The 19,389-nt window shown below is 74.3% G+C and carries 16 protein-coding genes; 5 read left to right on the top strand and 11 right to left on the bottom strand.

The features are described 5' to 3' along the window. Positions 1-98: 98 nt before the first annotated feature. The 4 genes from B079_RS0101615 to B079_RS0101600 form a co-directional block, all read right to left on the bottom strand. Positions 99-908 (bottom strand): DUF2613 family protein, encoded by an 810-nt coding sequence (locus B079_RS0101615; protein ID WP_018544014.1) that lies wholly within the window; start codon positions 906-908, stop codon positions 99-101. A 1,071-nt stretch (positions 909-1,979) separates the two neighbouring features. Beyond that, entirely contained in the window at positions 1,980-2,336 is a 357-nt protein-coding gene (locus tag B079_RS0101610; protein ID WP_018544013.1) for a hypothetical protein, read from the bottom strand. 130 nt (positions 2,337-2,466) lie between these two features. Next, entirely contained in the window at positions 2,467-4,194 is a 1,728-nt protein-coding gene (locus tag B079_RS0101605; RefSeq protein ID WP_018544012.1) for a hypothetical protein, read from the bottom strand. Positions 4,195-4,340: 146 nt separating this feature from the next. Further along, positions 4,341-5,282: a LysR family transcriptional regulator gene (locus B079_RS0101600; RefSeq protein ID WP_018544011.1), complete on the bottom strand. Its 942-nt coding sequence runs from the start codon at positions 5,280-5,282 to the stop codon at positions 4,341-4,343. Between the two features lie 95 nt (positions 5,283-5,377). On the opposite strand from B079_RS0101600, the gene B079_RS0101595 reads away from it, so the two are divergent. Both B079_RS0101595 and B079_RS0101590 read left to right on the top strand, forming a co-directional pair. Continuing rightward, positions 5,378-6,787 carry an MFS transporter gene (locus tag B079_RS0101595; RefSeq protein WP_018544010.1) on the top strand — a complete coding sequence of 470 codons (1,410 nt, stop codon included), beginning with the start codon at positions 5,378-5,380 and terminating at the stop codon, positions 6,785-6,787. Between the two features lie 49 nt (positions 6,788-6,836). After that, on the top strand, positions 6,837-7,523 hold the full coding sequence (locus tag B079_RS0101590; protein WP_018544009.1) for a siderophore-interacting protein: 687 nt from the start codon (positions 6,837-6,839) through the stop codon (positions 7,521-7,523). 66 nt (positions 7,524-7,589) lie between these two features. Here B079_RS0101590 and B079_RS0101585 read toward each other — a convergent pair whose 3' ends face one another. From B079_RS0101585 to B079_RS0101570, 4 genes are all read right to left on the bottom strand, one after another. Continuing rightward, positions 7,590-8,579: a malate dehydrogenase gene (locus tag B079_RS0101585; protein WP_018544008.1), complete on the bottom strand. Its 990-nt coding sequence runs from the start codon at positions 8,577-8,579 to the stop codon at positions 7,590-7,592. A 381-nt stretch (positions 8,580-8,960) separates the two neighbouring features. Continuing rightward, on the bottom strand, positions 8,961-10,265 hold the full coding sequence (locus B079_RS0101580) for a helix-turn-helix domain-containing protein (RefSeq protein WP_018544007.1): 1,305 nt from the start codon (positions 10,263-10,265) through the stop codon (positions 8,961-8,963). 527 nt (positions 10,266-10,792) lie between these two features. Continuing rightward, positions 10,793-11,284, bottom strand: coding sequence for a DUF3017 domain-containing protein (locus tag B079_RS0101575; protein ID WP_018544006.1), 492 nt, complete (start codon positions 11,282-11,284; stop codon positions 10,793-10,795). Further along, positions 11,274-12,128 (bottom strand): bifunctional methylenetetrahydrofolate dehydrogenase/methenyltetrahydrofolate cyclohydrolase, encoded by an 855-nt coding sequence (locus tag B079_RS0101570; RefSeq protein ID WP_018544005.1) that lies wholly within the window; start codon positions 12,126-12,128, stop codon positions 11,274-11,276. Before B079_RS0101570 ends, B079_RS0101575 begins: the two co-directional genes overlap by 11 nt. Before the next feature lie 288 nt (positions 12,129-12,416). Between B079_RS0101570 and B079_RS0101565 the strand changes: the two genes are divergently transcribed. Then, positions 12,417-13,109 (top strand): RDD family protein, encoded by a 693-nt coding sequence (locus tag B079_RS0101565; protein ID WP_018544004.1) that lies wholly within the window; start codon positions 12,417-12,419, stop codon positions 13,107-13,109. Between the two features lie 102 nt (positions 13,110-13,211). Here B079_RS0101565 and purH read toward each other — a convergent pair whose 3' ends face one another. Next, on the bottom strand, positions 13,212-14,783 hold the full coding sequence (purH, locus tag B079_RS0101560) for a bifunctional phosphoribosylaminoimidazolecarboxamide formyltransferase/IMP cyclohydrolase (RefSeq protein ID WP_018544003.1): 1,572 nt from the start codon (positions 14,781-14,783) through the stop codon (positions 13,212-13,214). Next, positions 14,780-15,418, bottom strand: a complete 639-nt coding sequence (gene purN / locus B079_RS0101555; protein WP_018544002.1) for a phosphoribosylglycinamide formyltransferase — start codon at positions 15,416-15,418, stop codon at positions 14,780-14,782. The genes purH and purN overlap by 4 nt, the downstream gene beginning before the upstream one ends. A 319-nt stretch (positions 15,419-15,737) precedes the next feature. On the opposite strand from purN, the gene B079_RS0101550 reads away from it, so the two are divergent. Next, positions 15,738-16,598, top strand: a complete 861-nt coding sequence (locus B079_RS0101550) for a hypothetical protein (RefSeq protein WP_018544001.1) — start codon at positions 15,738-15,740, stop codon at positions 16,596-16,598. Here B079_RS0101550 and B079_RS31140 read toward each other — a convergent pair. After that, entirely contained in the window at positions 16,595-18,187 is a 1,593-nt protein-coding gene (locus B079_RS31140; protein WP_051094933.1) for a DUF6350 family protein, read from the bottom strand. The two genes, B079_RS0101550 and B079_RS31140, sit on opposite strands and share 4 nt — an antisense overlap. Positions 18,188-18,291: 104 nt before the next feature. Here B079_RS31140 and B079_RS0101540 point away from each other — a divergent pair, with 104 nt between their 5' ends. Then, the gene (locus tag B079_RS0101540) at positions 18,292-19,350 is read left to right on the top strand and encodes a transcriptional regulator (RefSeq protein WP_018544000.1); all 1,059 of its coding nucleotides are present in this window, start codon (positions 18,292-18,294) and stop codon (positions 19,348-19,350) included. Positions 19,351-19,389 lie beyond the last annotated feature (39 nt).

Here is a 19,389-nt window from a genome sequence, read left to right as displayed (position 1 = left end):
TCGGCCTCCGAGGCACATGCGCGTTCGGGGGGTGAAAGTGGGCCGGGTCACTGAAATCACGGAGGAAATGCGGACAAAGGGCGCGTCCGATGGCGGGGTCAGTCCACCGGCGCCGCCGTGTCACAGTCCCTGCCGGGCGGACAGAACCAGCTCAGCGCGGTGGTGAGCAGCTTCAGCTGGTCGTCGCGGTCGTCCGCTTCGGGGCCGTAGACCGCTATCGCGTAGATCCGGCCGTCGGCCCCGACGAACCGCTCGTCCAGCACCCGCCAGGGCCCCACGTCGGGCTCGCCCTGGAGGGCGTCGGCGCGGTACTCCAGGCGTGAGCCGGTGAACTCTCCGTCGTCCAGGTTCCGCAGCGCCACCTTCTCGAAGCCGCGCGGCTTGTGGGTGTCCGCCGACAGGAACAGCTCGAAGGAGGCGTCCGGGGACTGCTCCGCGACCTCGTAGACCTGTACGCGCTGACTGCGGTCCGCGCTGCGGTAGCTCACCACACGGAACCCGTACGACGAGGGGGCGGTGCTGCGCGTCCACCCCTCGGGCACGGCGATCCGGAAGCCCTCGTCGTCGTCGCGCAGCCCGTACCCCTCCGGGGGGTGCGAGGGCGACGGGCTGGGGGCGGCCGACTCGGTGCTCCCGGTCGGCGCCGGGGCGGAGGTGGAGCTGCCCTGTGCCGACGGCCGACTCCCGTCGGAACCTCCCCCGAGCACGAAGACCAACGCGAACCCGACGGCGACCCCCACGACAGCGGCAGCGGCGAGCACGGGCCACAGCCGCCGGGCGCGGCCCGGTTGCGGCTCGTCGTCCCCTTCGGGCGGCGGCCACCCACCATCGGCAGGCCACCCACCCGGGTACGCCTCGGCCTCACCCACGGAGGTCGCGGTGGGGAACCCGGCGTCGGGATCATGCACGGGGGTTACGCCTCCGGCAGGAGCCCACCCCGACCCACCGGGAAACGCCCCCGCCGAGCCCCCGTCACCGACTCCCTCGGCCTCGAACCCACCGGGAAGACCGGCCCCACGCCCACCGGGCGAAGGCTCGGCCGGAGACGCGTCGGCATCACGCACCGGGAACCCCGAGCCGCTCCCCCTGGGCAACGAGTCGGCCGGAGACCCCGCGCCGGGACGCCCCACCGAGGCCCCGCCACCGGAACCCTTCGGCGCGAACCCGTCCGGCAGCCCCGGCCCACGCCCACCGGGCGACACCTCGGCCGGAGACGCGTCGGAGTCACGCACCGGCGAACCGGCCGAGAACCCTGAGCCGACACCCCCCGACGCAGCTCCCGCCGGGAACCCGGCGCCACGCCCCCCGGACGACGGCTCGGCCGGAGACCCCGCGTCGGCATCACGCGCCGAAGGCCCGTCACCAGCGCCCCTGGGCGCGAACCCCTCCGGCAGCCCCGGCCCATGCCCACCGGGCGACACCTCCGTCGGAGACGCGTCGGAGTCACGGACCGAGGCCCCCTCACCGGCACCCCTCGAAGCGGACCTCTCCGGCAACCCCCGTCCGCGCCCACCGGGCGACACCTCGGCCGGAGACGCGTCGGCATCACGCAGCGAGGACCCCTCACCGGCACCCCTCGAAGCGAACCCCTCCGGCAGCCCCGACCCACGCCCGCCGGGCGACACCTCCGTCGGGGCTGGCCCGTCCTGCCCGCCGTCCGCCGATCCCGCGCGCGCCGCCCCGCCGACACCGCCGGACGACACCTCCGTCGGGGACTCCGGGTCGGACGCCGCCGGAGGCCACGCGGGCTGGCCGGCTGCCGGGGGCCACTCCCCCTGGCCCGCTGCCGGAGGCCACGCCGGTGGTGGGGCGCCGGGTGCCGGATCGGCGCCCGGTGCTTCCGGGGCCCGGTCCGGGCGTGGTGGTGGCGGGGGTGTGGGCGTCGACGGGGACTCCGTCGTGCCGTCCTCCCACCGCTGGGCGTCCTCGTTCCAGTACCGCGGTCCCCCGCTCATCGCGGCCCCCCTCCCCTTGTGCGGTCAGATTCCCAGGAGGCCCGCGAGGGCGCCCGCCGAGGCGAGCACGCTCATGAGGGCCTGGGAGTCGGCGAGGAGTTCCCGAAGGCGCTCGCGGCGGGTCGGGGCGGCCTGGCCGGTCCGGGTGATCTCGGCCTCGGTGTCGGCGAGCGCGGTGTCCAGCGCGGCGGTGCGGTCGTCGGCGCGGACCCGGGCGAGGTCGGCCCGCAACTCCCGTACGGCAGCGAGCAGTTCCTCGGCAGCGGGGTCGGCCGAGACACCCCCGCCGTGATGATGACTCTCGGCGTGGGCATGGCTGCCGACGGCGAACGTACTGTGCGACACGTCCCCGAAGCTCACATGGGGCTCGTCACCGGACATGGCTAATCGGTTCCCTTCTGCGACACCGGGCCACCCGCGATCGCGCCGCAGGCACCCGCATGGCTGCCCACCGCGAACGTGCTGTGCGACACGCCCCCGAAACTCACGTGGCACTCGTCACCGGACATGGCTAATCGGTTCCCTTCTGCGACACCGGGCCACCCGCGAAACCGCCGGAGGCCGACGCGTGGCTGCCGACGGCGAACGTGCTGCCCTCCACGCGGCCGATGTTGACGTCGCCGTTGCTGATGTTGACGACCTTCTGGACGAACTCGCCGGTCTCGTACCCGGATTCGGCGAGCGCGGAGCGCACCCCGTGGGCGACGCGGTCCTGCACGCTCTTGAGGTAGCGGGCCACGTCCATCTCCTGGAAGAGCGAGCCGTCGGGCCGCGAGCCGAGTTCGCGCACGGAGAGGGCGGGGCCCTCCGGCAGCGCGCCCGCGTACCCGCCGGTGACGGCCCGCCACACGGACACCAGCCCCCGGCCGAGCTGGAGCAGCGCGGCCCCCGCCGAACCCGGCACCAGGGCGAGCGCGGTGGCGGCCCGGCCGACCAGGTTGTTGTGCCGGAAGCGGTGGGCGACGCGGTCGGCCTCCTTGAAGTCCTCGCGCACCGGCCGCAGGACATGCGGGGCGATCTCCAGGACGAGCATCCGCCCCTGGGTGTGCACCCGCACGAAGACCGTGACGACCAGCTCCTCCTCCCAGCCGTCGACGCGCACGCGCAGGAAGTGCCGCCGCTTCTCCGCCCCCTCCTCCACCGCGCGCGCCCGGTGCTCGGCGAACGCCTCGGCGGAGTACGGCGCCTGGTCGCGCCGGAGCAGCCCCTCGACGGGCAGGAACACGCACTCGTCGATGGCCAGCCCGCGCAGCCGGTCCCGTACCCCGGGGCCCGCGTGCTCGGCGGAGATCCGCAGCTGTTCGAGCTGGCGGCGGATCTTCTCCAGGATCAGCCGGTTGGCGAGCGGCTGCTGCCGCTTCGCCAGCTCGTCCGGCTTCAGTTCGACCGCGAGCACCCAGGTGTCGTAGGGCGATCCGGCGCCGCAGAAGGGGCGGCTCTCGTGGTACATGACCAGCGGCGCGTGCTGCTCCAGCCGGATGCGCCGCTTGAGCCGCTGGAAGCGGGCTCCCTCGGCCCGTTCGGCGGGGTCGGCGACGGCGTCCGGGAAGCGCTGCGGGGAGAGTTCGGCCCCGAGCGCCCGGTTGACCTGGTCGAGGCGCCCGTACACGCACAGCCAGACGAGGGCCAGCGCGACGAGACAGGCCCAGCCCTGCCAGGGCTCCATCCCGGTCGCGAAGTCGAGCAGACCGTCCGAGGAGGAGGAAGAAGAGGAAGAGGAAGAGCCGTACCTGTCGGAGGGCGCGTCGTCCGGCCCCGAGCCGAACGCGGCGGCCAGGACGAGGACCAGCAGCACCACGAGGGTCCACCGGCTTCCCCAGCGCACGAGGAAGGCGAGGAACACCCGGTAGAACGGCGGCTGTTCGGCCCGTCCCCGGATCAGCGGCGCGAGGGCGAGCAGGACGCTGGGCCACAGGGCGAGGAGGAGCACCGGGCCCCCGAGCACCACGCCCAGCACCCACAGCCCGAGCACCGCCCCGGACCACAGCAGCTCGAGGCGCCGCGCCCGCAGCGCGTGCGCGAGGACCCGCGCCGCGTCGAAGCCCGACGACGGTGCCACGATGCGCTGTTCGTTGAGGTGCAGCTCCTCGATGACCTGGTCGCGGTAGCCGGAGTCGAGATACGTCCCCGCGCACAGCAGCCGGGTCGCCTCGCTGGCGTGCGGTGGTGTGCCCGGAAGGGCGGGCGGCGCCCCGGCGGACGTGGTCCGGCTCTGCTCCGGCACCTGTGCGGCGCTCATGCCACTCCCCCGAAAAGTGGTGACGCGCGGCCCGTGTCAGCGGGCCGACGGACGGACCCCGAGGATAGAGGCGAGGCGGGGGCGACGGCACCCGTTTTGCAGCCGAGCACTGTGTGAGCCCTGTGAAACGGGTCCGACACACGGGGTCAGCTCGCGGTCCCGGCCCCCCGCAGCAGCCCCCGTACCCCGTCCCGCAGCCACGCGTGCGCCGGGTCCGCGTCGTGCCGGGGATGCCATGCGATGCCCACGCGCAGCGGCGGAAGGGGAAGCGGCACCGGGAAGGTGACCAGCCCCAGAGCCTCGGCCAGGGTGCGGCCCCCTTCGCTCACGATCCCGATCAGGTCGGTGTCACGGAGCACGAACAGCGAGGCGGGATAGGTCCCGACACTGCCGACCACGTGCCGCTCCAGGCCGAGCGCGGCCAGCTCGTCGTCGATCGGGCCGTGCAGCCTGCCCCGCCGGGACACGCCGAGGTGCCCGGCCTCACGAGCGAACCGCTCCGGGGTCAACTCCCCTTCCAGAAGCGGATGTCCGGCCCGTACGACCCCGAGCATGCGGTCCTCGTGGACCGTCTCTACATGCACCTCGGGCGCGGTCGTGTCCACCACGCCGACCTCCAGATCGGCGGTGCCCTGGCGCAGGAAGGGGGCGTCGACGTGGCTCTCGGACAGGAACCGCAGCCGGATGCCGGGCGCCTCGCGCGCCGCCCGGGCGAGCAGGGCGGGGCCGAGGGTGGCGGCGGACATGTCGTGGCCGAGGATCGTGAAGGTACGGGTCACCGTGCGCAGGTCGGTGTCCCGCCCGGGCGCGAACAGCGCGCGGGCACGCTCCACCACCGCGCTCACCTCGGCCCGTACCGCCAGCGCGTGCGGGGTCGGCACCATGCGCCGCCCGGCGCGCACCAGCACCGGGTCGCCGAGCGCCTTGCGGATGCGCCCGAGGGTGCGGCTCATCGCGGGCTCCGACAGATGCAGTCGGCGGGCGGCACCCTGGACGCTCTGTTCCTCCAGGAGCACGTCGAGCGCGAGCAGCAGGTTGAGGTCCACTCCGGCGGCCGTCGACGGCTCGGCCGCCCCGGATTGCGTCATACGCAATCATCCCTTGCGAAAGTTGCACTGGAAAGCAGGTCAGGGCCGACCCTACGGTGAGAGGACCTTCCCCACCACCCGCTCCTGGAGGAGCCGTGCCCCCGCCTGCCCTGAAACGCCCCGTCCTGCTCACGCTGTGCGCCTGCGTCCTGGTCGCCCAGAGCATGGTCGCGGCCATCAACCTCCTGATCCCGCAGCTGATCGCGTCCTCCCTGCACCCCTCGCACAGCGAGCTGCTGTGGATGGTGGACGCCTATGTCATCGCCTTCGCCGCCCTCCTCATCCCGGCCGGGGCGACCGGCGACCGCTACGGCCGCAAGGGCGCCCTGCTCGCCGGGCTCGGCCTGTTCGCCGCCGGGGCCGCGACCAGCGCGCTCGCGACGGACCCGGCCGTGCTGATCGCGGGCCGCGGCCTGTCCGGCGCCGGAGCCGCCCTGATCACCCCGGCCACCCTCTCGATCCTGATGCGGCTGTCCACGCCCGAGACCCGGGCAGCGGCGATGGGCGCGTGGACCCTCTCGCTGGGCCTCGGTGGCGCGGTGGGCAACCTGGGCGGCGGACTCGCCGGGCAATTCCTGTCCTGGCGCGCGCTGTTCGCGGTGATGGTCCCGCTCGCCGCCCTGCTCGCCGCGGCCGTCGCCCGCACCACCCCGCGCACCGAGCGCTCCCCGGGCGCCCGCCCCGACCCGCTCGGCACCGTGCTGCTGACGGCGGGTCTGGTCGCGGTCCTGTTCGGCATCATCGAGGGGCCGACCTACGGCTGGACCTCCGCCCGCATCCTCGGTGCCTTCCTCGCCGGTGCCGCCCTGATCGGCGGGTTCACCCGGCACGCCCTGCGCTCCCCGGCGCCGCTGTTCGACCCCCGGGTCTTCGCGTCGCCCCGGCTGCGCGCCGCTTCCCTCGGCACGGCCACCGGATTCTTCGGCCTGTTCGCCCTCTTCTTCGTCAACTCCCAGTACCTCCAGGACGTCAAGGGCTACGGCGCCGCCCTCACCGGCCTGGCGATCATGCCGCTGCCGGTCGGCATGGCCCTGTCGCAGAAGCTGGCCACGCGGTGGCGGGTTCCGCCCCGTACGGTCGTCGGCACCGGGCTCGCCCTGATCGGCGCCGGGCTGCTCGGCGCGTCCACCGCCGGTGCGGGCACCCCGTACGGGCTCTACGCCTGCTGGCTCCTGGTCACCTCGGCGGGCACCGGGCTCTCCATGCCCGCGCTGACCCTCGGCGTCGTCACCTCGCTCCCCGCCCACCAGGCGGGCCTCGGCTCCGGGCTCGGCACCACCGCCCGCGAGACCGGGGCCGCGCTCGGCGTCGCGGTCACCGGCACCGTGCTCGCCGCCCACACCGGCCTCGCCCAGGGCATGGGCCCGGCGCTGCGCACGGTCGCACTGGTCGTGCTGGCGGCGACGGCGCTGGTGGTCGCGGGCTACGGCGGCCGGGAACGACCCCTCCCGGCGACGGCGCCGGAAAGCGAGCGCGTAGCATCGCCCACCACCCCCCACCGATGATCAACTCGGGTTCCTTTCAACCGAGTTGTCGCACTTCAAGGAGCCGTGCATGCCCGCGCTGCTGAATCCCGTCCTCGATCTGCTGATGCTCAGGGGCACCGTCACCGCCGTGGAACGGTTCACCGCCCGGATGCGGCGCCTGCGCATCGAGAGCGCGGCGCTGGCCGGTCTGAACGTGCTGCCGGGCCAGCAGATACGGGTCCTGGTCGGCACCGCGGTGACCCGCCGTACGTACTCGATCTGGCGCTACGAGCCCACCGGCGCCCTGGAGTTGTGCGTCCTGGACCACCCCGGGGACGGTCCGGGCGCGCGCTGGGGCCGCGAGGCGGCCGTCGGCGACGAGGTGCGTTTCGGCAAGCCGGAAGGTTCCTTCACGCTGCGCCCGGACGCCGCACACCATGTCTTCGTCGGCGACGAGACCGCGTCCGTCGCCTTCGGCGCGATGCTCGCCGCGCTCCCGCCCGGCGCGCGGGTCTCGGGCTGCGTGGAGACGGACACGGTCGGCGACCGGCTGCCGCTGGCCCACGCGGGCCGCATCGACTGGGTGCTGCGCGGCGAGATCCCGCTGCCCGAGGCGGTGGGCCGCCTCTCGCCCGCGCCCGGCGGAGTGGCGTACGTCGCCGGTGAGGCGCGCACCGTGCAGGCGGTACGGCATGTGCTGCGGGACGCGGGCTGGGACCGGCGCTCGGTGCTGACGAAGCCGTTCTGGACGCCGGGCAAGCGGGGCATGGAGTAGGCGTAGAAACACGGAACGGGCCCCCGCCGGTACGACCGGTGGGGGCCCGTCACCCGTGCGCGTGGCTCAGATGAGGCCGAGACCGCGGACCGCGTCGCGCTCCTCCGCCAGCTCCTGCACCGAGGCGTCGATGCGGGCGCGGGAGAACTCGTTGATGTCCAGGCCCTGGACGATCTCGTACTGCCCGTCCTTGGTGGTGACCGGGAAGGACGAGATCAGGCCCTCCGGGACGCCGTAGGAGCCGTCCGACGGGATGCCCATGGAGGTCCAGTCGCCCTCGGCGGTGCCGTTGACCCAGGTGTACACGTGGTCGATGGCGGCGTTGGCGGCGGAGGCGGCCGAGGAGGCGCCACGGGCCTCGATGATCGCGGCACCGCGCTTGGCGACGGTCGGGATGAAGTCGTCGGCCAGCCACTGCTCGTCGTTCACGACCTCGGCGGCGTTCTTGCCCGCGACCGTGGCGTGGAAGATGTCCGGGTACTGGGTGGCGGAGTGGTTGCCCCAGATCGTCAGGCGCTTGATCTCGGAGACCGGCACGCCCGTCTTCTTCGCGAGCTGGGTCAGCGCGCGGTTGTGGTCGAGGCGGGTCATCGCGGTGAAGCGCTCGGCCGGTACGTCCGGGGCGGCGGCCTGGGCGATCAGGGCGTTGGTGTTGGCCGGGTTGCCGACGACGAGGACCTTGATGTCGTCCGCGGCGTGGTCGTTGATGGCCTTGCCCTGCGGCTTGAAGATGCCGCCGTTGGCCTCCAGGAGGTCGCCGCGCTCCATGCCCTTGGTGCGGGGGCGGGCGCCGACGAGGAGGGCGACGTTGGCGCCGTCGAAGGCCACGTTCGGGTCGTCGGTGATCTCGATGCCGCTCAGCAGCGGGAACGCGCAGTCGTCCAGCTCCATGGCCGTGCCCTCGGCCGCCTTCAGCGCCGGGGTGATCTCCAGCAGGCGCAGGTTGACCGGCACGTCCGCGCCGAGCAGCTGGCCGGAGGCGATGCGGAAGAGCAGGGCGTAACCGATCTGGCCGGCCGCGCCGGTGACGGTGACGTTCACGGGAGTGCGGGTCATGGCGTTCTCCGTATGACAGCTGGCGGTGGGGCGTCCCTGCCCCGGGTGGATGATCGATCTCTTGGCGTCAAGAGAGATCCAGCGGTCAGGCTATCGCGCATCCGGCATCCCGGACGGCCGGGGCCCTGTGGCTCACCCCACAGGGCGGTTTCCCCGGCCCCGAGTTGGCCCGGAGCCGGGCCGGGCGCCCCGGGGCGCCCCGAAGACGTTTGAGGCGGCCGCCCGTCCGGGAGAGGGAGACGAAGGCGGCCGCCGGCGGGGGTACCGGCCGTCACCGGTCTCCCGTGGGGGGTAATAGTGCGAGTGCCCGGGTTCGACCGAGCCATGCCGGGCGCACCGGAATTCCTTGCGGGCCCGCGGCCACGCGTCGCGGGCGCGCGGTCACTTCGCCGGTTTCGTGCACGCCGTCCTCCCGGCCGCCAGCGTCGCGCAGGCCCGGACGCCGGACGCCTGCTCCACGGCCACCATCGGGGTGTACGCGATGGTGTCCCCGGCCTTGGTGACCGCGTCCGGCCGTTCGTCGCCCACGAGAACACGCACCCGGTCGCCCGGTGCCGCCCCGGTGATACGCCCCCACGCCGCACCGCAGATCCGGCTGTAGCGCACCTCCAGGGTGACCGCCCCGACGACCGCGCTGCTCACCGTCGCCACCCGGCCCCCGCTGCACCCCATGGCCTCGGCGTCCTTCCCGGCGCAGGAAGCCCCGGCGCACTTGACGCCCGACGGCAGTGCCTGCGGTGTACTGGCCGCCGCCGAGGGCGAGTTGGGGGCGGCTGTGGGCTCGTCACCCCCGCTGTCCCGCCCGGTGAACAGGAAGACCGCCCCGATGGCGACACAGACGACGGCGGCCCCGGCCGCGAAGAGCGTCGTACGGCGTGCGCGGCCGGTGTCCCCGGCGGGCGGGGCGGCGCGGTCCACGTCGGCCGCGGTCGGCTGCACGGGGATCGACGGCACGACGCCCGCCGGTCCGGCGATCCCCGCCGCCGCGCCGCCGGTACCGTCCGGCGTCCGCGGTGCCCTGCCGTTGCCGCCACCGGTACGACCCGGCTCGGGGGCCGGGCCGAAGCCACCTGCCGCCGGAGAACCGCCCGAGCCCGCGCCACCCGCTGCGAGCGCGGCTCCGAATCCCGCGCCACTCGCGCCGCTCGGTGCCTGAACGGCGTCGGCGACCGTGTCACCCGGCCCCGGGACCTGGTCCGGTGCTGCGGCGTGGCCACCGACCGGCACCACGCCCGTGCCCGCAGTGCCGGCACCCGAACCGGCACCGGAAGCCGCACCCGCGACGCCCGCCCCGTCGCCGCCGCCGGGCGCCGGAGCCGCGCCCGGTCCTCCGGTCCCCGCCACCCCCGCGTCCCCCAGCGCCGCCCGCGCCTGCGTGATCCGGATCTGTTCCATCGTGCGGTCCTGGCGGGACTCCGCGCGGCTCCAGGCGCGTTCGGCCAGTTCCCACATCGTGGTGAGGTGGACGGGGCTGGTGTCGGTGGCCTCGGCGAGGGCGATGACCGCGCCGAGGGGAGCGAGGAGGCGTCCGCCGAGGTAGCGCTCCCAGGAGGTCTTGCTGTAGCCGGTGCGGTCGGCGAGGGCCGCGACGCCGAGGCCGCCCTGGTCGACGATCCGCCGTAACTGACCGGTGAACTCCCGTATCTGCGGATCGAGATCGTCCGGCAGAGGTTTCCAACGAGGCATCGCACTTCCCCCCACACTCGTCCCCCGGCGCGGACCGTCTCCCCACGGCCGCGCCCGAAAGCCGGACGGTCCCCGTGGATCCGCCCGGTGCGTCCGGTCACCCGTTCATCCACAGGGATGCGTCGCCGGAGGACCCCAGTTCCCCTTCCGGGGGCGCACGGAAGCATCCGCCCATAGGCCACGCTCCGTCGCGCGCCCGGCCCTCCGCCCACGAAGCAGCCCCGATGGGCGCCTTCACGCACCCTCACCACGGTAGCCCGGTTCCACGGCCGCTACGGGGTGTTCGCGGCGTTACCCCCGAACTGCCCCGGAACCGGCGGAGCCCAGGGCGCGGGCCCGTAGCGGAACCGTCACCTCCGTGCCACAGCCGACGGACAGGCGTTGAAGAGCCGCGCCGGGCCGGGCCACGCTGAACCCCGGCGGCTCGCCCCCGGTCGGGGGAGGGGGCGAGCCCCTCAGCCACAGCGGCCTAAGCAGCCAGGGCGGTCAGAGTGGCGACACGTGCCCTAACCGCCGTACCAGCGGCGCTACTTGCTCACCGTGAAGTGCAGCAGGTCCTTGAGGAACGGGATCACCAGCAGCGGCTTCGGCTGGACCATCAGGGCCAGCAGGGTGATCGCCAGGCCGAGGATGCCGTAGGTGACGATGTCCGTGAACCGCGAGCGGACCGCCAGCATGCCGACGGAGGGCAGCAGCCAGCGCAGCACCGCACCGGCCAGCAGCCCGACACCGATCAGCAGGGTGCCCGCGCGGACCAGGTCGAACGCGGTCAGCAGCAGACCGAGCCCGACCACGGACAGCACGACGAGCATGGGCCACTGCCGGGCGGGCGCCGGGGCGTCACCGGGGGCGGCCCTGCCACCGCCCTCGGGGCGCGCGGTGTCCTTGGTGAACAGCGGGAAGCGGCGTTTGCGCGCCTCGCCCGCGGGAGCGTTCCGCGTCCGCACCGTCCCGGCCTCCTCGCGGGTCGCCGTGTCCTCGTGGTCCTCGTGGCCCTCGCGCACGTCGTCAGCCGGCACTGCGCTCCGCCGCCTCGACCACGTTGACCAGCAGCTGGGCACGGGTCATCGGGCCCACGCCACCAGGGTTGGGGGAGATCCACGCGGCCACCTCGGCCACGTCCGGGTGGACGTCGCCGACGATCTTGCCCTCGGCGTTGCGGGAGACGCCCACGTCGAGCACGGCCGCGCCGGGCTTGATGTCCTCGGCGCGGATCAGGTGCGGGGAGCCCGCCGCGGCGATGACGATGTCGGCCCGCTTGAGGTGGGCGGCCAGGTCACGGGTGCCGGTGTGGCACTGGGTCACCGTGGCGTTCTCGCTGCGCCGGGTGAGCAGCAGCGGCATGGAGCGCCCGATGGTGACACCGCGGCCGACGACCACGACCTCGGCACCCTTGGTCTCGACGCCGTAGCGGCGCAGCAGGGTGAGGACGCCGTTGGGGGTGCAGGGCAGCGGCGCGGGCTCGTTGAGGACGAGGCGGCCGAGGTTGGTCGGGTGGAGGCCGTCGGCGTCCTTCTCCGGGTCCATCAGCTCCAGGATGCGGTTCTCGTCGATGCCCTTGGGCAGCGGGAGCTGGACGATGTAACCGGTGCAGGCCGGGTCCTCGTTCAGCTCGCGGACGACCGCCTCGATCTCCTCCTGGGTGGCGGTGGCGGGCAGTTCGCGCTGGATGGAGGCGATGCCGACCTGGGCGCAGTCACGGTGCTTGCCCGCGACGTACTTCTGGCTGCCGGGGTCCTCCCCGACCAGGACGGTGCCGAGGCCGGGCGTGATTCCCTTCTCCTTCAGCGCCGCCACGCGGGCGGTCAGATCGGACTTGATCGCGGCTGCGGTGGCCTTGCCATCGAGAATCTGGGCGGTCATACCCCCATCCTCGCGGATGACGGGCCCCCGGTTCCAATCCGGGTGGCCTCTCGCACAGTGGCGTCCCGCACGTCCCGCAGATCCCGGGATGTCCCCCGATGATCAGTGATGATCGTTGATGTTGCACTTGCACAACACCTCGCGCATGCGGGTGGACAAGATCTAATACCTCCACAACCATGAATGGCACACAAGCCGCGGTCCGGTGGGGGGACTAACCGCTCATAACGTGTCATACCTCCGCGCCTTCCGCGTCGTCCCCGCAAGGTCAACGGAGGAAATCCAGCCATGAGTTTCGGCTCGCCCAACAACCCGTACGGTCAGCCCCAGGACCCCCAGCAGGGCTACGGCCAGCCGCAGCAGCCCGGCTACCCCCAGGCCCCGCAGGGCGTCCCGCCGCAGTACGGCTACCCGCAGGGCGGCGGCGTCCCGCCCCAGGGCTACGGCTACCCGCAGCAGCCCGGCTTCGGCCACCCGGGCGCCCCCGGCCCCCGTCTGGCCTCGATGGGCCGCCGCTTCGGCGCCCGCGCGATCGACGTCGTGATCATCACGGTCCTCTACATCATCCTGGCGTCCATCGGCATCGCGGGCGCCGTGAGCTCCGCCAAGGACTGCGACCCGGGCTCGGTCGCGTACGAGACCTGTGTGAACGACGCCAGCGCGGGCCTCGTGAGCAAGATCCTCCCCATCGCGCTGCTGTTCGGCATAGCGACCCTGCTCTACGAGTGGCTGATGGTCGGCCTGGTCGGCGCGACCCTGGGCAAGCTGGCCGTCGGCATCCGCGTGCTGCGCGCCGACACCGGCCAGAAGCCCGGTCTGCTCAAGTCCTTCCTCCGCTGGATCATCCCCACCGCCGCGGGCTACGTCAGCTGCGGCATCGGCCAGCTCCTCGTCTACCTGTCCCCCTTCTGGGACAACTCGGGCCGCCAGCAGGGCTGGCACGACAAGGTCGCGGGCACCGTGGTCGTGCACAAGGACTGACCGCGCCGTAGCGCGCGCCGTACGGCCGAGGGCCGTGTCCCACCCGGGTCGGGTGCGGCACGGCCCTCGTCGTGTCTGCGCTCGGCGCTCGGCGCTCGGCGCTCAGTGGAAGAAGTGGCGCGTCCCCGTGAAGTACATCGTCACGCCCGCCTTCTGCGCCGCCTCCACGACCTGCTCGTCGCGGATCGAGCCGCCGGGCTGCACGATCGCGCGGACCCCGGCGCCGATCAGGATCTCGGGCCCGTCGGGGAAGGGGAAGAACGCGTCGGAGGCCGCGAAGGCACCCCGCGCCCGCTCCTCGCCCGCCCGCTCGACCGCCAGCTTGCAGGAGTCGACGCGGTTGACCTGGCCCATGCCGACACCGACCGAGGCGCCGTCCTTGGCGAGCAGGATCGCGTTGGACTTCACCGCGCGGCAGGCCCGCCAGGCGAAGGCCAGCTCGGCCAGCTCCTCGGCGGACAGCGCCGCACCGCTGGCCAGGGTCCAGTGGGCCGGGTCGTCGCCGTCGGCCTGGAGCCGGTCGGTCTCCTGGACGAGGACACCGCCGTCGATCGGCTTGACCTCGATCCGGGAGGCGGGCGCGTGCGGCGCCTTCAGGACGCGGATGTTCTTCTTCCGCGTCAGGGCCTCCAGCGCGCCCTCCTCGTAGTCCGGCGCCACGATGACCTCGGTGAAGATCTCCGCGACCTGCTCGGCCAGCTCCTTGCTGACCGGCCGGTTCACCGCGATGACCCCGCCGAACGCGGACAGCGGGTCACAGGCGTGCGCCTTGCGGTGCGCCTCGGCCACGTCCGCGCCCACCGCGATGCCGCAGGGGTTGGCGTGCTTGATGATCGCGACACAGGGCTCGTCGTGGTCGTAGGCGGCACGGCGCGCGGCGTCCGTGTCCGTGTAGTTGTTGTACGACATCTCCTTGCCGTGCAGCTGCTCGGCCTGGGCAAGGCCCTCGGCGCCCTGCTCGACGTACAGCGCGGCGGGCTGGTGCGGGTTCTCGCCGTAGCGCAGGGTGTGCGCGCGGTCCCAGGTGGCGCCGAGGAAGTCGGGGAACGGGGAGTCGTCGACGGGGGCGTACTCGGTGGCGAACCAGTCGGCCACGGCCACGTCGTAGGCGGCGGTGTGCCGGAACGCCTCGGCGGCCAGGCGCTTGCGGGCGGCGAGGTCGAAGCCGCCCTCCTGTGCGGCGGCGAGCACGTCGGCGTACCGCTCGGGGCTGGTGACCACGGCCACGGACGGGTGGTTCTTGGCGGCGGCGCGGACCATCGAGGGGCCACCGATGTCGATCTGCTCCACGCACTCGTCGGGCGAGGCACCGGAGGCGACCGTCTCGCGGAACGGGTAGAGGTTGACGACGACGAGGTCGAAGGGCGCGACGCCCAGCTCGTCCAGCTGCGCGCGGTGGGAGTCCAGACGCAGGTCGGCGAGGATGCCCGCGTGCACCTTGGGGTGCAGGGTCTTGACCCGGCCGTCCAGGCACTCGGGGAAGCCGGTCAGCTCCTCGACCTTGGTGACGGGGACGCCCGCGGCGGCGATGCGGGCCGCCGTGGAACCGGTGGAGACCAGCTCCACACCGGCCTCGTGCAGCCCGCGCGCGAGGTCTTCGAGGCCGGTCTTGTCGTAGACGCTGACGAGCGCCCGGCGAAGGGGCCGCTTGGTGCTCTCGGCGGTGGCGGTCACTGGATAACTACCTTTCGTCCCTCAATGCGATGGCCGTGGCGGGCGAGCCGTCCCACGACCTCGACGAGCAGCCTTCGCTCGACGTCCTTGATGCGCTCGTGCAGCGCGCTCTCGTCGTCCTCGTCCCGGACCTCGACCACGCCCTGCGCGATGATCGGCCCGGTGTCGACGCCGTCGTCGACGAAGTGGACGGTGCAGCCGGTGACCTTGGCGCCGTACGCGAGCGCGTCCCGCACACCGTGGGCCCCGGGGAAGCTCGGCAGCAGCGCCGGGTGGGTGTTGACGAACCGCCCGCCGAACCGGGCCAGGAACTCCTTGCCGACGATCTTCATGAACCCGGCGGAGATCACGAGGTCGGGCTCGTGGGCGGCGACCGCCTCGGCGAGCGCCGCGTCCCACTCCTCGCGGCTGGCGTGGTCCTTCACCCGGCACACGAACGTCGGCAGCCCGGCCCGCTCGGCGCGGGCCAGCCCCTCGATCCCGTCGCGGTCGGCCCCGACGGCGACGATCCGGGCGCCGTACGCCTCCGCTCCGACGCGCTCGATCTCGTCGAGCAGGGCCTGGAGGTTGGTTCCGGAGCCGGAGACCAGCACGACCAGACGCTTGACCGCTGGACGGGCGGGGGTGGCGGCCACGATGGGGCCCTTTCTCGGGACGGCGAGGTGTCCGGCCGGTCGTACGGTCGCGTTTGTACGGTCGCGTTTGTACGGTCGTACGAATGCTTCGCGCCCCCGGATACGGGGAAGTCTACGAAGCGGCCGGCCGCCAGCAACGATACCGGCACTCCGGACGGCCCCCACGGGACGGGGGCGTGGCCGGAAGGTAGCGTTCGCACGGAACCGGCTCGGGAACGCCGTGGTGGCGCGGTGCGTTCACGGGACGGAAGCTCATGCCGGACAGCCGTCACAGCCCTCAGCCGTGGCACGTCATGACCTAGGGGAAGACGCTCCTTTGATGCCCGATCGCAGCCCGCGACTCCTCACGTTCCCGCCGCGTCCGGACCTGGGAGGCGAGCGCGGCTCCGTGCTGCCCGAGCGCGGCTTCATCCTGCTGCGGGAGCGGCCCTCCACGCCGCCCCGGACCCCCGCCGGCGGCGACGGCGAGGACCGGGGCGGCCGGGGCGGCGACCAGCAGGACGACAACCCGTTCGCGCCCCCGCCCGAGGGCAGCCCGGACCAGCCGTGGCGCCCGAGGCACCCGGAGGGTTCGGATTCCGGCGAGGGACAGGGCTCGCCGTGGGGCGGCCGTCCCGAGGGCCCGGGCCAGGGGGGCGGCCCCGCGCCCTGGGGCAGCCAGTGGAGCGACCGGCAGCCCGGCCGCGCCCCCGGCGGCTTCGGCGAGCGGCCCGGCGGCGGTCCCGAGCGGCCCGGCGGCGGCCCGGACAAGAAGCGCTGGGACCTGACCGACCCGGCGCAGCGCCGCGCGCGCTACGCACTCCTGGCCGGTATGTGGGCGATCTTCTTCGTGCTCCTGGGCTGGCCGTACGTCTCGCTGCTCCTCGGCGCCCTCTCGCTGTACTGGGGCGGCAGCTCCCTGCGCGCCAAGCCCCGCACCCCGGACCCGGACGCCCCGGCCGCCGCGCAGGCGCCCCAGGGCGGCGGCCGTCCGCAGGCCACGGCCGCGATCGGCGGCATGATCGCCGCCGCCCTGGCCCTGTGCCTGACCGCCTCGGTCTTCGCCGTCCAGCTGGTCTACCGCGACTACTACACGTGCGTGGACGACGCCCTGACGAGCAAGGCCAAGCAGTCCTGCGACACGCTGCTGCCGAAGGAGCTGCGCGGGGTCCTGGGCTCGTCGGGGGCCGAGCGGGGCTAGTCGTCGCGGGGGTCGACGGGGGCTGAACGGGGCTCGGCGTGGGCTGAGCGGGGCGGGGCCTCGGGCGTCGGGGTCGCTCCGGTGCGGGCGGTGGCGTCGGGCCAGTCCGAGGCGAAGGGGGCGTCCGCTTCGAGGAAGTCGTACAGCTCCTCGGCGGGGGTCTCGGACCTCTGCTGCTCGGGGGTGGGGGCCGGTGCGGTGCGTGCCCTGGTTTTCCGCGGCCCGGTGACCGTTCCCTTCGGCTCCGCGGCCTGGGCGGGGACCGCGCCCCGCTTCCGGGTGCCGCGCAGCCGCCAGGCCCGTACCGTCCACGCCACCGGCAGCCCCGTCACCAGCACCCACGCGCCCGCCGCCGGACCGGTCAGCCACCACACCGGGCCGAAGTCGGCCAGCGCGGCGACGCCCAGCGGGCCGCCCGACAGCGCGGCGAGCAGCGCCAGCGAGGCCGCGCACAGCAGGGCGGCGAGGGCGAGCACCCCGGTGGTGCGCAGGGCCGACCAGGGCACTGCCGCCTCTCCGCGCCGTGCGGCCCCGCGTGCCACGAACCAGCCGGTGGTCATCCCGGCGGCGACGGGCACCGCCGCCCCGGCCCAGTTCAGCGGGGTGCCCGCGCCCGGGTCGGGCACGGCGGCCAGGAGCGGGAACGGGGGCAGCAGCGGGGCCGGGTCGGAGAGCAGTGGATGCACCAGATGGCCGGAGCCCAGGGTGAAGCCGGGGCCGAGGGCGTAGGAGGCCGCCCACACGGCCGCGTTGGGGATCAGGGAGACGGCGAGCAGCAGAACGGTGGCCCGGCCGGTCCAGCCCTCCGTGAGCTGCGTGAAAGCCAGCCGCGCCGCGTCGCCGTGCCCCACCAGCGAGACCCCGAGCAGCAGCGCCCCGCCGCCGGTCAGCACGGCCGTACCGGCCACGGCCGCGCGCAGGGCCGTCCGCAGCCGGGCCCGCCCCTGGACCCCCGCGCACAGGCCCCGCACGGGCCCCGGCAGCGGGCCGAGCGGTCTGCCGTACGCCGACCAGACCCCGGACGCGGCGGCGGCAGCGGTGATCAGCGGGAGACAGACCGTCATCCAGGGCCAGGAGGGGGCGAGTTCGCCGCCGGAGCCGTAGAGGGCGACGGCCGTGGCGACGCCGAGGTAGCCGAGGACGACGCCGGTCCAGGCGGTGCGGGCGGGGACGGCGGGCGGGGCGTCGGAGGCGCCGGGGCCGTCGTCGGCGCCCGGGGTCTCGGGGGCGTCGACCGCGTCCCGGGCGGCCCGGTGCAGCAGCCACACCGGCAGGGCGAGCAGCAGCAGCGGGGTGAGGCCCACCGGCTGCGGGACGCCGGAGAGCGTGTCGGCGCGCAGGAGTTCGGCGCCGTGGGCCAGCAGCCAGAGCGCGGCGGCGACGTGCAGCGCGCTGCCCGGACCGCTGTCGGGGTACGGCGAGCTGACCCACAGCACCATCACCAGGGCGGCGCACGCGGCGAGTCCGAGCGCGGCGGCGAGCGCGCCGCCCGCCAGGCTCGCGCCCAGGCCGGGTGAACGGTCGCGCAACCGGGTCCGCAGGGACGACGACAGGGACGACGACGAGGAGCGATCGGTCGGCAGGAGCACGCCGCCATGCTCCCAACGACACGCGCTTTCCCGGCGTAACAGGCGAACCACCGAAGTGTCGCCCAATATGTGTTTATGTGCTTTTTCACGCAGAGGGGTGAGCCGTGACGCAGACTTACGCCGGTCCGCTGCCACCACCGGACGAACGCCGACGCCTGCGCGAACGCCACGCATTGACGCAGGCTCAGGTCGCCGAGCGACTCGGCGTCAGCCGCAAGACCCTACGCGCCTGGGAACGCGGCCGGAGCACTCCGGGCGGCCCGCGCCACGAGGCGTACGCCCGCCTGCTCGCCGAGCTGACCGAGCCGACGGCCGGTCAGGCGTCCCCGGCGGGGCCTCCCGCACCGCGCAGTCCCGAGCCGCCACCCCTGACGCCCGATCAGGCGTTCGACGCGCTGTACGCGTTCTGCGCCCCCGCCCTCGTCCGCCAGACCTACCTCCTCACCGGCCGCCGCGAACTGGCCCGCGAGGCCGTCGAGCGCGCCTTCCAGCTCGCCTGGCAGCGCTGGCCGGAGGTGGCCCGGGACCGCGACCCGGGCGGCTGGGTGCGGGCGACCGCGTACGAGTACGCCCTCTCCCCCTGGCACCGCTTCCGCCCCCGCTACCGCAACCCCGAGCCCCCGCCCGGCGACCCGGCCGACCGCGCCCTGCTGGACGCGCTGCTGAGCCTGCCGCCGTCGTACCGCCGCACCCTCGTGCTCTACGACGGCGTCGGCCTGGACCTGCCCGAGCTGGCCGCCGAGACGGAGGCCAGCACCCCGGCCGCCGCCGGACGCGTGACCCGCGCCCGCGAGGCCGTCGCCGCCTGCGTCCCGGAGCTGGCCGACCCCGCCGCGCTGCACCGGCGGCTGACCGAACTGGCCTCCACGGAACGGCTGCGCGCGAACGCCCCCACCACGGTGCGCACGGTCGGCGAGCGCCGCAACGTCTTCTGGACGCGCGCCGCCATCGCCTTCACCGTCGCCATCATCGGCGCGACGGGGCTGACCCTGCGCTCGGCCCCGACGCACTACGAGGCACCCATCGCCCCCGCCCAGGCGGTACGCGGCGTGCCCGTGGCCCCGGCGATGGGCCCGCTGTCGAAGGCGGAGCAGGACCTGCGCGCCAAGCTGCGCCGGGAGCAGGCCAACGGGCCGGACCGGCTGGCGCCCGACCCCGGCTGACCCGGCCGGGTGACGTCCGCGCTCGCCTCGATGGGCGTG

It is taken from the genome of Streptomyces sp. LaPpAH-108 (assembly GCF_000373625.1).
Classification (GTDB): Bacteria; Actinomycetota; Actinomycetes; order Streptomycetales; family Streptomycetaceae; genus Streptomyces.
Note: the sequence above shows the minus strand (reverse complement) of the source record. Positions and strands in the feature narration are given on the sequence as shown.